The 13,365-nt window shown below is 41.7% G+C and carries 13 protein-coding genes and 1 tRNA gene; 4 read left to right on the top strand and 10 right to left on the bottom strand.

Going from position 1 to position 13,365, the window contains the following annotated elements:
• Positions 1-25: 25 nt before the first annotated feature.
• Genes asnS through SB49_RS14515 form a run of 3 tightly spaced genes read left to right on the top strand, consistent with a single transcriptional unit; the run spans position 26 to position 3,563 of the window.
• Positions 26-1,459: an asparagine--tRNA ligase gene (gene asnS / locus SB49_RS14525; protein WP_062058009.1), complete on the top strand. Its 1,434-nt coding sequence runs from the start codon at positions 26-28 to the stop codon at positions 1,457-1,459.
• 41 nt (positions 1,460-1,500) lie between these two features.
• Positions 1,501-2,958, top strand: a complete 1,458-nt coding sequence (rpoN, locus tag SB49_RS14520) for an RNA polymerase factor sigma-54 (protein ID WP_062058006.1) — start codon at positions 1,501-1,503, stop codon at positions 2,956-2,958.
• Positions 2,958-3,563: a hypothetical protein gene (locus SB49_RS14515; RefSeq protein WP_062058003.1), complete on the top strand. Its 606-nt coding sequence runs from the start codon at positions 2,958-2,960 to the stop codon at positions 3,561-3,563. The genes rpoN and SB49_RS14515 overlap by 1 nt, the downstream gene beginning before the upstream one ends.
• On the opposite strand, the gene SB49_RS14510 is transcribed toward SB49_RS14515, so the two are convergent.
• From SB49_RS14510 to SB49_RS14475, 8 genes are all read right to left on the bottom strand, one after another.
• Positions 3,558-4,250 (bottom strand): porin family protein, encoded by a 693-nt coding sequence (locus SB49_RS14510; RefSeq protein WP_062058000.1) that lies wholly within the window; start codon positions 4,248-4,250, stop codon positions 3,558-3,560. The two genes, SB49_RS14515 and SB49_RS14510, sit on opposite strands and share 6 nt — an antisense overlap.
• Before the next feature lie 89 nt (positions 4,251-4,339).
• Complete coding sequence (locus SB49_RS14505; protein ID WP_062057997.1) at positions 4,340-4,822, bottom strand: ExbD/TolR family protein; 483 nt, start codon at positions 4,820-4,822, stop codon at positions 4,340-4,342.
• A gap of 21 nt (positions 4,823-4,843) precedes the next feature.
• Complete coding sequence (locus SB49_RS14500) at positions 4,844-5,470, bottom strand: ExbD/TolR family protein (protein WP_062057994.1); 627 nt, start codon at positions 5,468-5,470, stop codon at positions 4,844-4,846.
• Positions 5,471-5,482: 12 nt separating this feature from the next.
• On the bottom strand, positions 5,483-5,926 hold the full coding sequence (locus tag SB49_RS14495) for a hypothetical protein (RefSeq protein ID WP_062057990.1): 444 nt from the start codon (positions 5,924-5,926) through the stop codon (positions 5,483-5,485).
• A gap of 26 nt (positions 5,927-5,952) precedes the next feature.
• Positions 5,953-6,741: a MotA/TolQ/ExbB proton channel family protein gene (locus SB49_RS14490; RefSeq protein WP_062057988.1), complete on the bottom strand. Its 789-nt coding sequence runs from the start codon at positions 6,739-6,741 to the stop codon at positions 5,953-5,955.
• Positions 6,742-6,820: 79 nt separating this feature from the next.
• Positions 6,821-6,908 (bottom strand) — tRNA-Ser (locus tag SB49_RS14485).
• A 66-nt stretch (positions 6,909-6,974) separates the two neighbouring features.
• Positions 6,975-8,003, bottom strand: a complete 1,029-nt coding sequence (locus tag SB49_RS14480) for an asparaginase (RefSeq protein ID WP_062059280.1) — start codon at positions 8,001-8,003, stop codon at positions 6,975-6,977.
• A gap of 14 nt (positions 8,004-8,017) precedes the next feature.
• A complete protein-coding gene (locus tag SB49_RS14475; RefSeq protein WP_062057985.1) occupies positions 8,018-8,785 on the bottom strand; it encodes a TatD family hydrolase in 768 nt (255 codons plus the stop codon).
• Between the two features lie 36 nt (positions 8,786-8,821).
• Here SB49_RS14475 and SB49_RS14470 point away from each other — a divergent pair, with 36 nt between their 5' ends.
• Positions 8,822-9,274 (top strand): retropepsin-like aspartic protease family protein, encoded by a 453-nt coding sequence (locus SB49_RS14470; RefSeq protein ID WP_062057983.1) that lies wholly within the window; start codon positions 8,822-8,824, stop codon positions 9,272-9,274.
• Positions 9,275-9,306: 32 nt separating this feature from the next.
• Here the strand turns inward: SB49_RS14470 and odhB are convergent, their stop codons facing one another.
• Complete coding sequence (gene odhB / locus SB49_RS14465; protein ID WP_062057980.1) at positions 9,307-10,536, bottom strand: 2-oxoglutarate dehydrogenase complex dihydrolipoyllysine-residue succinyltransferase; 1,230 nt, start codon at positions 10,534-10,536, stop codon at positions 9,307-9,309.
• 27 nt (positions 10,537-10,563) lie between these two features.
• Positions 10,564-13,365, bottom strand: a complete 2,802-nt coding sequence (locus tag SB49_RS14460) for a 2-oxoglutarate dehydrogenase E1 component (RefSeq protein ID WP_062057977.1) — start codon at positions 13,363-13,365, stop codon at positions 10,564-10,566.

Below are 13,365 nucleotides of genomic sequence, written 5' to 3'. Positions count from 1 at the left end.
AATATTTAATTAGAAGTATTTTCAAATGAAATCACAAAGTATCCAAGAGCTCTTGAGCGGAAAAAATGTATTACAGGAAGTCACCGTTTTTGGGTGGGTAAAAACTTTTAGAAGTAACCGGTTCATTGCATTAAACGATGGCTCAACACTCAGCAACATTCAATGTGTTGTCAATTTTGAAGATTTTGAAGATCATCTTTTAAAACAAATATCTACTGGTGCCGCCCTAAAAGTGACCGGAACACTGGTGGAAAGTCAGGGAAAAGGCCAATCTCTAGAGGTTCAGGTCAAAAATCTGGTGGTTTTGGGAACGGCAGACCCAGAGACTTATCCTATACAACCCAAAAAACACTCCTTGGAATTCCTAAGGGAAAAGGCACATCTTAGGATCAGGACCAATACCTTTAGTGCCGTGATGCGCGTGCGTTCTGCCCTATCCTTTGCCATTCACCAATATTTTAGGGAGAACGGATTTTATTACGTGCACACTCCTATTGTAACGGGATCCGATGCGGAAGGGGCAGGTGAAATGTTCCGAGTAAGCACCTTGGATGCCAAAAATCCACCTTTGACAGAAACTGGGGAAGTGGATTATAAAGAAGATTTCTTTGGTAAGGAAACCAATCTTACCGTATCAGGACAATTGGAAGCCGAAGCTTATGCCATGGCCTTGGGCAAGGTGTATACTTTTGGTCCAACCTTCAGGGCAGAAAATTCGAACACCTCAAGACATTTGGCGGAATTTTGGATGGTGGAACCTGAAGTTGCCTTTAACGATCTGGATGCCAACATGGACCTTTCGGAAGACTTCATCAAAAATGTGATCAAATATGTGTTGGAGCATTGCATAGAAGACCTTCAGTTTTTGGAGCAGCGCTTGTTGGATGAGGAAAAATCCAAACCACAAGCCGAGCGAAGTGAAATGGCTTTAATTGAAAAATTAAAGTTTGTGGCCGATAATAATTTTAAAAGGGTGTCCTATACAGAGGCCATAGATATCCTAAAGAATTGCAAGCCGAACAAAAAGAAAAAATTCAAATATATCATCGAAGAATGGGGTGCAGATCTGCAAAGTGAGCACGAGCGTTATTTGGTGGAAAAACATTTTCAGTGCCCCGTAATACTTTTTGATTACCCAGCTAAGATCAAAGCTTTCTATATGCGTTTGAACGAAGACGGCAAGACGGTCAGGGCCATGGATATACTTTTCCCTGGGATAGGCGAAATCGTGGGTGGCTCCCAAAGAGAGGAACGCCTAGATGTCCTAAAACAGAAAATCAGTGAGTTGGGCATAGATGAAAAAGAACTATGGTGGTATTTAGACCTACGAAAGTTTGGAACGGCAGTTCACAGTGGTTTTGGACTAGGTTTTGAACGTTTGGTGCTATTTACAACCGGGATGGGTAATATTAGGGATGTAATTCCGTTTCCTAGAACACCACAGAATGCGGAATTCTAATTGGAATTCTGTAACTTTATAAGAAAGCCTGCAACCCAAATATGCTGAAGCAACACTTACAGTTTAAGTTATCACAAAAATTATCTCCACAGCAAATTCAGCTGATGAAGTTAATTCAATTACCTACGCTAGCCTTTGAACAACGTTTGAAGCAGGAGCTGGAAGAAAATCCGGCCTTGGAAACGGGAAAGGAGGAAATTGAAAATCAGGAGGATGAGTATGATGACCTCTATGAAGACGATTCCGACAGTGAAAACATAGCTGCTGAGGACATTAATATTGATGAATATTTGAGTGATGACGAAGTGCCCGATTATAGGACGCAGGCAAACAACTACAGCTCAGATGATGAGGAACGCACCATTCCCTATGCTGCTGGCATTTCCTTTACCCAGTACCTCATAAACCAGCTGAACACCGTTTACCTCAGTGATGATGAGTGGGCCATTGCAGAATTCCTGGTAGGAAGTGTTGATGAAAGCGGGTATATCCGCAGGAGTATTTCGGACATAACGGACGACCTTGCCTTTACGCAAAACATATATACCGATGAAAAAACGGTAGAAAAAATATTGAGGATCGTTCAAGAATTGGATCCTCCAGGAGTTGGCGCCACCAGTTTGGAGGAGTGCCTTATCATTCAATTAAAAAGAAAAGATCCTACTCCCAATACGGAACTGGCCATTGCCATTTTGGAAAAATCTTTTGAGCAGTTCACCAAAAAGCACTACGCCAAACTTATTCAAAAGCACAATATCTCTGAAGAGACCTTAAAGGAAGCCATTACAGAAATTGAACGCTTAAATCCAAAACCCGGCGGTTCTTATTCTGGAAATACCAGAATGATAGAACATATTGTACCCGACTTTTCCATACGAATAGTAGATGGCGAACTGGAACTGACCCTCAATGGCAGAAACGCCCCTGAACTGCATGTGTCAAGGGAGTACAACAACATGCTGGAAGGCTACAAGAACGCCAAGGACAAATCCAAGTCACAAAAGGATACCGTCATGTTCATCAAACAGAAGTTGGATGCCGCCAAATGGTTTATTGATGCCATTAAACAAAGGCAGCAAACCCTTTATGTGACCATGAATTCCATCATGAACTATCAACGGGAATTTTTTCTTACTGGGGATGAACGCAAGTTGCGCCCCATGATCCTTAAAGATATCGCCGATGAGATCGGAATGGATGTCTCTACAGTTTCCCGGGTCGCCAATAGCAAGTATGTGGACACCCCTTATGGAACCAGATTGATCAAGGATTATTTTTCTGAATCCATGAAAAATGAGCAAGGGGAAGATGTCTCTACCAAGGAAATCAAAAAAATCTTGGAAACCGTTATTAGGGATGAAACAAAAAGAAAACCTTTGACCGATGACAAATTAGCGGCCATTCTAAAGGACAAAGGGTACCCTATCGCTAGGAGGACAGTAGCCAAATACAGGGAACAATTGGGCATCCCGGTAGCAAGGATGAGAAAGGAAATATAATGAGGGCCTTTTTTCAGATAATCTCGTATTTGTTCCATCCTTTGTTCATTCCCATTGGAGGCACATTGATGTACTTTATCATCACCCCCAAATACACCCCCTTGGAGATGCAGAGCGGGAATATCCTTCCCATCTTTATTCTTACCGTAATCATCCCTATTATCTGCTATTTTATTTTGCGGAATCTGGGAATGGTCACCTCCGTTTTTATGCCTACCATCCAAGAACGCAAATACACGCTCTATATAAGCATATCCCTGCTTTTAATGATAGTTTATAAGGTGATACCAAATAACTACTCCAGTGAGCTCTTTTACTTCTTTTTTGGGCTAATTACGGCAGCCTTGTCCTGCCTATTGCTATTGTTCTTTAAATTTAAGAGCAGTGTGCACCTTATGGGAATGGGCAGCTTATTGATGTACCTCATTAGTCTTAGCATTCATTTTGAAATAAACGTAGTAATCGCCATAAGTGCATTGACATTGGCAACGGGGTTGGTAGCCACCTCAAGACTATTCTTAAGGGCACATAGCCGGTCTGAATTATTTGTCGGATTTTTAATCGGCTCCATTACCCAATTAATGACCTTAAAATTCTGGTTATAAAATATAGAAAATGATTCCTATCCGAAGAGGTCTCACCTCTATAGGCTCCATAGTATCCAAAACAACACCATCTTCCAATAGCCTACTGAGGGCATAATAGATATGTATGTTCCAGGTGTTATAGCCCACATTGAACATTAGACCATATTGCAGCTTTTTGATATCTGGATTGGAGAATCCTGTCTTCCCCGTATCGTCGACAAACTTAGACCTGCCTTCAAATATATATCCCAGTTTTGCCCCGGCATATACACGCCAGAATTTATAATCTGTTGCGTTGGAGTTTCTCCATCTTATTTCAAGTGGAAATTCAATGACATGGGTCTCCAGCTTGCTCCGTTTAAAATTATCACTGGAAGTAAGGCCAGCATATGATATCTCTCCATTGACCTCTTCTGCAAAAAGGTTGGTGTAATAGGAATTGAGGGCATAGCCCGCTCCAATTCCAAGACCAAAGTTTCGGTCATCGTTCAAGGGAATATCTTTGATAATCCCTCCCATGATCCCGTAGGATAGATTCCTTTGTGTTATGTCCATTGGCTTGTTGAGCAACAAATTGTAAGTGACACCCAGATAAAATTGATCCTCCAGGTATTTATCGTCCACCGGAGCGCTCGCAGGAATTTCCTGGGACCAACCCTGGGCCGCAATTGTGCCCATCAGAAATAACATTACATACTTCATCATATGAACCTGGTAAAAGTAGGATAAGATATAAAAAAAACGCTCCAAATTGACTTTGGAGCGTTTGATATATAAACTAATAATTTTTAAGCTTACTGTAAATTTCTGAAAGCATCACCCTCAAATGTAGTGTAGTTCACCTTCAGGGCATTCACTTTTCTCAATTCTAATTTGATATCGGATATGATACCCATATTGGCATTTTTGTCCACCTTAAGTGCAGTGGTAAGTACATTTTGCAATTCTTGAGGCTTTTTGGCCCTTTCTGCTAAAATATAGTCCCCAACTTCCGAAGCACTTGCAAATTTATCGTTCAATTGAATCTTTGATTCTGTACCATAAACCTTTTCGTACTCACGGGTCGGTTTCCCTACATAGATATAGATTACCCTGTCCTTCTTTTCCAATTTCTTGATCTCGGAAGCATTTGGTAATGTATTCTCCACTTTCAGTGTACTATCTTTCATTACGGTCACCGTCATAAAGAAGAACAACAACATGAAAACAATATCCGGAAGTGAAGCTGTGTTCACTGCTGGTAAAGCAGCATCCTTTTTCTTATTGAATTTTGACATTTTATATTGTTTTAGTTCTCTTTAATTAGACGTAGCCGTTTCCGCCTCAGATAATTTCTGTGGAAACAGGTCCTGAATGTTTGCTACCCTCTCCTTTAACTCATCACGCACAGCGGATGGTGTCTCCGGATTCAGATACAAGGCTTCCATTTCTGTAAAATCCCTTTTATATAATCTCTGCGCTTCTCTATTACGCAAATCGTTATATGCTCCTACCAGTTCGTTCTGAACTGTAATATACGTTCCGTACTTGGTTTCCCTGTCATTCTTTAAAGAAATGATAGCCTTAGTAGGATTGTCTGAAGAAGCGGGATCTCTTTTCCCTTTGCAGTAACTGCAATACTCTGGTGTACCAGAAGCGGCCCCCCCGTTATCCAAAAAAGCTATCGCTTTGGTTCTAAGGTCCTTAATGTTGGTCAATTCATCCTCAACCAATAATTGGCCATTTCTGTTGATGTTAACCGTAAAGATATTTCTTTCCTTAATGATCGGCGGTTCTTCTGTAGGCGGCTCTATCGGTGGCAACATACGATCCAAACCTGCATCTGTTTCGATAGTGGTGGTCACTAGGAAAAAGATAAGTAACAAGAACGCAATGTCTGCCATAGAACCGGCATTAACCTCTGGTGGTGCTCCTCTTCTTGGCATAACTATATATTTTTATTTACTAAACATTTTTTTGATTCCTGGAACGATCATCAGGAGTACTGCGACAGCGGTCAGGATAAAAAATACATTCAATCCCATTCCAATTGTTCTAACTGTACTCTCCGTTGTTGGAATACCTTTGTTGGCCATTTCGGTAAGATTTACATCGGTACCTGTTGCCAATCCGTAAGAGATAGCAACTACCAATAGTAAACCACCAAGGGCGAACAAAGCTTTCTTCATATTATCAGGAGTCGTCAACAAGTTTTTAAGTGCAAAAACAACACTAAAAACAATTGCAATTCCCAATAGGATGTAAGTGATTATGAACATCAAGTTCATAGGCGTACTATTTACCGCCTCGGAAGCCGGCATATCTGCACTAGGCAACTGGAACCATAACAAGGCACCAATTAAGCTTAGGGCAACCAATATATATTTTAATATTTTGTGCATAACGCTTTCTGTATTAGGGGTGCGACTTATTTTTTGTGATCTACCAACATATCAATCAAAGCGATTGATGAATCTTCCATATCATTAACAATACCATCGATCTTAGCGATGATGTAGTTATAGAAGATTTGAAGGATGATCGCAGTGATCAAACCAAATACCGTTGTCAATAACGCCACCTGAATATCACCAGCAATAAGGGAAGCACTTAAGTTACCTACTGCAGCAATCTTTTGGAAGGCCTGAATCATACCAATTACAGTTCCCATGAAACCAAGCATCGGCGCCACAGCGATAAATAAAGACAACCAAGAAACGTTTTTCTCCAATTGGCCCATTTGAACACCACCATAAGCAACTACGGCTTTTTCAGCAGATTCTACACCTTCGCCAGCTCTGTCCAATCCTTGGTAGAATATAGAGGCAACTGGTCCTTTTGTATTTCTACAAACTTCTTTAGCGGCTTCAACACCACCGGAAGCTAAAGCATCTTCTACGCTTTGCTTAAGTTTTGTAGTATTGGTGCTAGCAAGATTTAAGAAAATAATTCTTTCAATCGCTACTGCCAAACCTAAAATCAAACATAAAAGAACGATACCCATAAATCCGGCACCACCTTGAATAAACTGTTCTTTCAATACTTGAGTAAAGCCTTTTTCTACTTCTGCAGGAGCTTCGTCTTGTAACATTACTGCTGTTGTAGCAATTGACGATAGGTTTGAAACCAACGCTGTTGCTCCAGCTTTTGCATTTACGGTATTTGTGCTTAGTACAAACAACCCAGCCATGGCCAGGATAGAGAATAATCTTTTCATTTCTTTGAAACTTAAAATTAGTTAGTTAATAGGGTTAAAGATAAAAAAAATTTATGATTAAAAAATTAAAACTTAAAAGCAGAGAGGAAGGGATTCGAACCCTCGATACCCTTTTGGGGTATACACACTTTCCAGGCGTGCGCCTTCGACCACTCGGCCACCTCTCTATTCCTTTGTTTTAGGGAGGCCAAATAACAAAAAAATAATTAGTAAAAGAAATTAAATCAGTTAATTTATTGCATTTCCCCTCTCAGTGAAGTTTCAAATATGGTTTTGAACAACTTAGCGGAAACGTTGCTCCCCAAGAGATACATCAGTTTGGTAATGGCAGCCTCCGTTGTAATATCCTTACCATTAATCAGTTGCAGTTTTTGCAAATGCTCACTGGTTTCATATTGACCCATAATTACACTTCCTCCCGAGCATTGTGTTACGTTTACGATGTGCAGCCCGCCATCAATTGCATCCTTTAAATCTTGTAGCAACCATGCATCTGTTGGGGCATTTCCTGCACCATAAGTCTCCAAAACCAATGCTTTTAATCCAGGGATTTTCAAAATACTTTGCAAAACCGACCTTTTTAACCCCGGAAAAAGTTTTAAGATAGCCACATTATCGTCCATTTTTTTATGGACAATGAACTTTTTGTTTCTATTTCCCACCCATAAATGGTCATAGTGAACCTTTAAATGCACTCCAGATTCTACCAGCTCGGGATAATTCAAGGATCCAAACGCCTCAAAATGTTCCGCATTGAACTTGGTGGTCCTGTTGGCCCTGTAGAGCTTATATTCAAAATAAAGACAGACCTCTTTGATCACGGGACCAGAACCATTTTGCAATGCCGCAATTTGAATGGAGGTGATCAAATTCTCTTTGGCATCTGTACGCAAATCCCCTATGGGCAACTGGGATCCGGTAAAGATCACAGGTTTGGCCAAATGTTCCAACATATAGCTCAACGCTGAGGAGGTGTAGCTCATGGTGTCACTTCCATGTAGAACTACAAAGCCGTCATAATTTTCATAATGCTCCTCTATCATAGTTGCTATGGAAACCCAATGTGTGATATTCATGTTGGATGAATCTATTGGGGTGTCAAAGGAGACGCTGTCAATGCTACAATCCAACTGACTCAATTCCGGGATGTGCTTTTCCAATTTTTTAAAATTGAAAGCCTTCAGGGCGCCAGTACTATAGTCTTTGACCATCCCAATGGTTCCACCGGTGTAGATCAACATGATCTTGGTTTTATCTTCCATTTCCATACTTATTATTATATCCCAAAAATAGCTTTGGAATTGGCCGTTGTAATTTCGGCAATTTCTTCTTCACTTCTTTTATAGATTCCCGCGAGCTTTTCCACCACATTGATAAGATAAGCACTCTCATTTCTTTTCCCGCGATAAGGAACGGGCGCCAAATAAGGTGAGTCCGTCTCCAAAACAATATGCTTGGGGTCTATTTGGTCCAGAAAAGTATCTATTTTTCCATTTTTAAAGGTCACCACGCCCCCTATTCCCAATTTCATTTGAAATCCTATAGCTCTTTGCGCCTGTTGGTAATCGCCGGTAAAACAGTGGAAGATACCAAAAAGATCATCCCCTCGCTCTTCTTCCAATACCTCAAAAATCTCTTCAAAGGCTTCCCTGCAATGGATGACAATTGGCAATTTGTGTTTTTTGGCCAGTTGGATCTGAAGTTTAAAGGCTTCTTGCTGCTCTTTTAAAAAGGTCTTGTCCCAATATAGGTCGATTCCGATTTCCCCTACCGCATAAAACTTGTGCGTGGACATCATCTCCTCCACATGCTGTAATTCTTCTTTAAAGTTTTCCTTTACATGGGTCGGATGCAGGCCCGACATAAGATACATATGGTCCGGATACGCTTTTTCCAGTGCCAACATGGAGGCCGTATATGAAGAATCTATAGCGGGAATAAAAAATCGTTTCACCCCTAGATCCATGGCCTTTTTTATGACCTTCTCCCTATCCTCATCAAAAGCCTCACTATATAAATGTGTATGTGTGTCTGTAAGTATCATGCCGCAAAAATAGCCTTATCTTTGCCAAAAAAATAAATGAAAAGCCTCAAAAAGTTCTTAAAGGGCAAAAACTATATTCAAGTGCCTTTAGATCTAACGGCAACAGACCATTTTGAGATCATTGCCAAGATCAATGGCATCACCGGTAGATTTATATTGGATACAGGCGCCTCCAATACTTGTGTTGGACTGGATAAAATTGAATATTTTGAACTGGTATCCAAGAACTCCAAAATTAAGGCCGCCGGGGCTGGAGCCACCAATATGGAGACCCAAATATCCACCAAGAACACTATCGAAATTGGGCAATGGTCCCAAGAAAAGGTGAAGCTGGTCCTTTTTGATCTGGTACACGTAAACGAAGCCTTGATATCCCACAATGCTCAACCCGTTGATGGGGTGGTAGGTGCCGACGTCCTAAAGAAGGGAAAAGCCATTATAGATTACGACAAAAAGTGCGTTTACCTAAAACAAAAAAGCCCGAAGTAAACTTCGGGCTTTTATTATATTGTATTTGAAGTTTATAGCTCCAAACCTTTAGTTACATCATTGTCCATCAACAATTCTACCGGACTCTCCAATGCCTCTTTAACCGCTACCAAGAAACCAACAGATTCCTTGCCGTCAATTATTCTATGGTCATAGGAAAGGGCCACATACATAATGGGCGCTATAACCACTTTGCCATCTTTGGCAATTGGTCTTTCCACTATATTATGCATTCCCAAAATAGCACTTTGCGGAGGATTGATAATTGGAGTTGACAACATGGAGCCAAAAACGCCACCATTGGTAATGGTAAAGGTTCCCCCCGTCATCTCATCCACGGTAATCTCACCCTCACGAGCCCTTAATGCCAATCTTTTTACTTCTGCCTCTACCCCTCTAAAAGATAGGTTCTCTGCATTTCTGATAACAGGCACCATTAACCCTTTAGGCCCGGAAACCGCGATACTGATATCACAAAAATCAAAGGAGATCATTTCTTTGCCATCTATCATGGAATTCACAGAAGGATACATTTGTAATGCCCTGATCACTGCTTTGGTGAAGAACGACATAAAACCAAGCCCTACGCCGTGCTTGTCTTTAAACTGCTCTTTGTACTGGTTGCGAAGATCAAAAATTGGCGACATATCCACTTCGTTAAAAGTGGTCAACATGGCCGTTTCATTTTTCACCATCACCAAACGTTCCGCTACCTTACGGCGCAACATGGATAATTTTGTTCTTGTCTCACCTCTCTTGCCACCTTTAGGGGTACCCATGGATGGAACTGCATTGACTGCATCATCTTTGGTGATTCTACCGTCCCTGCCGGTGCCTTTGATGGAAGAGGCATCCATATTCTTTTCCTCTAATATTTTCTTAGCTGCCGGGGAAGCTGTCCCAGACGCGTAGGTCTCTTTTGCTTTTGCAGGCTCCGCTGGTTTTTCAGCCTTTTTAGGCTCTTCCTTCACCTCTTCTTTTTCAGCTTTGGCACTAGCTCCCTTATCTCCACCGGCCGGTTTTTCGGCACTTGTATCGATCAAGCAAACTACTTCTCCTACTGCAACCGCATCACCGACCTCAGCCTTTAAAGTTATAATTCCACTATCTTCCGCAGGCAGTTCCAATGTGGCCTTATCGGAATCGACCTCGGCAATGGCCTGGTCCTTTTCCACATAATCACCATCTTTTACCAACCATTCTGCTATTTCTACCTCGGTAATAGATTCCCCAGGAGAGGGAACTTTCATTTCTAAAATCATTATTTTATAATTTTAATAGATGCGTTATTATTTTATATTTTCTCTTACCATGTTGTCCTTTGTCTTATCAAAAACATAGGTAATGACTTCTTGGTGACGTCTTTTGGAACGTACAGCGCTACCGGCAGCTGGAGAAGCATAGAATCTTCTAGAGGCTACCCTGAATTTGCTTACATCACTGAAGTGCATCAACAAGTGGCTCCAGGCGCCCATGTTACGTGGCTCTTCCTGTGCCCATACGATGTCATCCGCGTTTTTATATTTCGCAATGATATCCTTCATTTGGGCTGCAGGCAATGGGAATAATTGCTCCACCCTTACCAGGGCAACATCATCCCTATTGTTTTCCTCTTTTACCGCCAACAGATCGTAATAGAACTTCCCGGTACAAAAGACCAGACTTTTTATCTTTTTATCATCTGCACTTACGTCGTCTATCACCTCTTGGAATTTGCCATTGGCCATCTCGTCTGCAGAGGAAACCGCTTTTGGATGACGCAAGAGACTTTTTGGGGTAAACACGATCAAAGGTTTTCTAAAATTGGATTTCATCTGTCTTCGCAACAAATGGAACATGTTTGCTGGGGTGGTACAATCTGCAATGTACATATTATCCTTGGCACATAATTGCAGGTACCGTTCCATCCTTGCCGATGAATGCTCCGCTCCTTGTCCTTCATAACCGTGTGGCAACAACATCACCAAACCGTTTTGAAGTTTCCATTTATCCTCAGCTGCAGAAATATATTGATCAATCATGATTTGGGCCCCATTACTGAAATCCCCAAATTGTGCCTCCCAGATCGTCAAGGTATTGGGACTGGCCATCGCATAACCATAATCAAAGCCCACTACCCCGTATTCTGATAATAGGGAGTTGTAGATTTGAAACCTTCCCTGATCTTCGGAAAGCATGTTCAATTGCATGATCTCCTCTTCACTTTCTTCTACTTTTACTACGGCATGACGGTGTGAAAACGTTCCACGCTCCACATCCTGACCGGACATACGCACTCCGTAACCTTCATGCAACAATGTACCATAGGCCAAAAGTTCTCCCATGGCCCAATCCAAAGTGTCCGTTTCAAAGAACATTTTCTTTCGGTCATCGATCAACTTCACCACCTTGCGCAAGAACTTTTTCCCCTTGGGCAATTCTGTGATGATCTTGGCAATCTCGGTCAATTTCTTTTTATCGAAAGTGGTATCCACCGGCTTCATCATCTCCTCTTCCTGCACCGCTTCAAAACCACTCCATTCATCTGCCATGAATGGTGTAATTACCGTTTTGTCCAATTTTCTGGAATCTTCCAGATCCTCTTCCAGGGAAGCCTTGTATTCTTCTTCCAATTTAGGCACAAAACTTTCGTCGATAACCCCTTCTGCAATTAATTTCGCCGCATAAAGGTCTCTCGCATTCTGATGGCTTGCAATAGCCTTATACAATTTAGGCTGGGTAAATCTAGGCTCATCACCTTCATTATGCCCGTACTTTCTATACCCCAATAAATCCAAGAAGACATCCCTTTTAAAGGTCATCCTATATTCCAGGGCAAACATGGAAGCATGTACCACGGCCTCGGGATCATCTGCATTAACGTGCAACACTGGACTCAAGGTCACCTTTGCCACATCGGTGCAATAGGTAGAGGTTCTGGCATCGAGATAATTGGTGGTGAACCCTATTTGGTTGTTCACTACAATATGGATGGTACCGTTTGTTCTGTACCCATCCAAATCTGCCATTTGCACTACTTCGTATACCAAGCCCTGACCGGCTATGGCAGCATCACCATGGACTATAATGGGCAATACTTTAGAAAAATCGTCAGGGTAATACTCATCTTGCTTGGCCCTTGTGATTCCCTCCACAACCGCACCTACCGTTTCCAAGTGGGACGGGTTGGGGGCTATGTTCATTTTTATTTTATTTCCATTGTCGGACATCCTATCGGAGGTCCATCCCAAATGGTACTTTACGTCTCCATCAAAAATATCCTGCTCATAATCCTTCCCATCAAACTCCCCAAAAATATCCTTAGGGGATTTTCCGAAAATATTGGTAAGTACGCTCAACCTACCCCTATGGGCCATTCCCATCACAAACTGCTCCACGCCCATTTCGGCAGCCCTTTCCACAACGGCGTCCAAAGCTGGGATCAAAGACTCGTTCCCTTCCAATGAAAATCTTTTCTGCCCCACATATTTGGTATGCAAGAAACTTTCAAAAGAAACAGCCTCATTCAACTTTTTTAGAAGATGCTTTTTACGGTCGTTACTGTACTTAGGATGGTTGTCGTTTATGTTCAATCTATTTTGAATCCATTCAATACGCTCAGGGGTTCTGATGTACATGTACTCCACCCCAATGGCGTCACAATAGATACTCTTTAAGTGGTCAATGATCTCCCTCAAGGTACTCTTACCTATTCCAATGATTTGACCCGCCGTAAAAACCGTATCCATATCCCCTGGTTCCAGGCCAAAGTTTTCTATGTCCAAGGTTGGGGTATACTTTCGTCTTTCCCTAACAGGATTGGTTTTTGTAAACAGGTGCCCTCTACTGCGGTACCCATCAATAAGTTTTACGACTTGAAATTCCTTCTGAAGAGTTTGCGGAATTTCCACTTGCTGCCCTTGGGGCATGGCGGCACCAGCAGATGAAGCTGGCATTTCCATTTCATCCCAGGCACTCTCCTGACCAAAGTCAAAACCTTGGAAAAACGCACGCCAACTTGGCTCAACGCTATCGGGATTCGTTAAATACTTGTCATATAGTTCTGCGAAAAAGGAAGTATGCGCAGCATTTAAAAAAGAATATTTATCCAT

It is taken from the genome of Sediminicola sp. YIK13 (assembly GCF_001430825.1).
In the GTDB taxonomy this organism is placed as follows: domain Bacteria; phylum Bacteroidota; class Bacteroidia; order Flavobacteriales; family Flavobacteriaceae; genus Sediminicola.
This window is presented reverse-complemented; position numbering and strand designations above follow the sequence as displayed.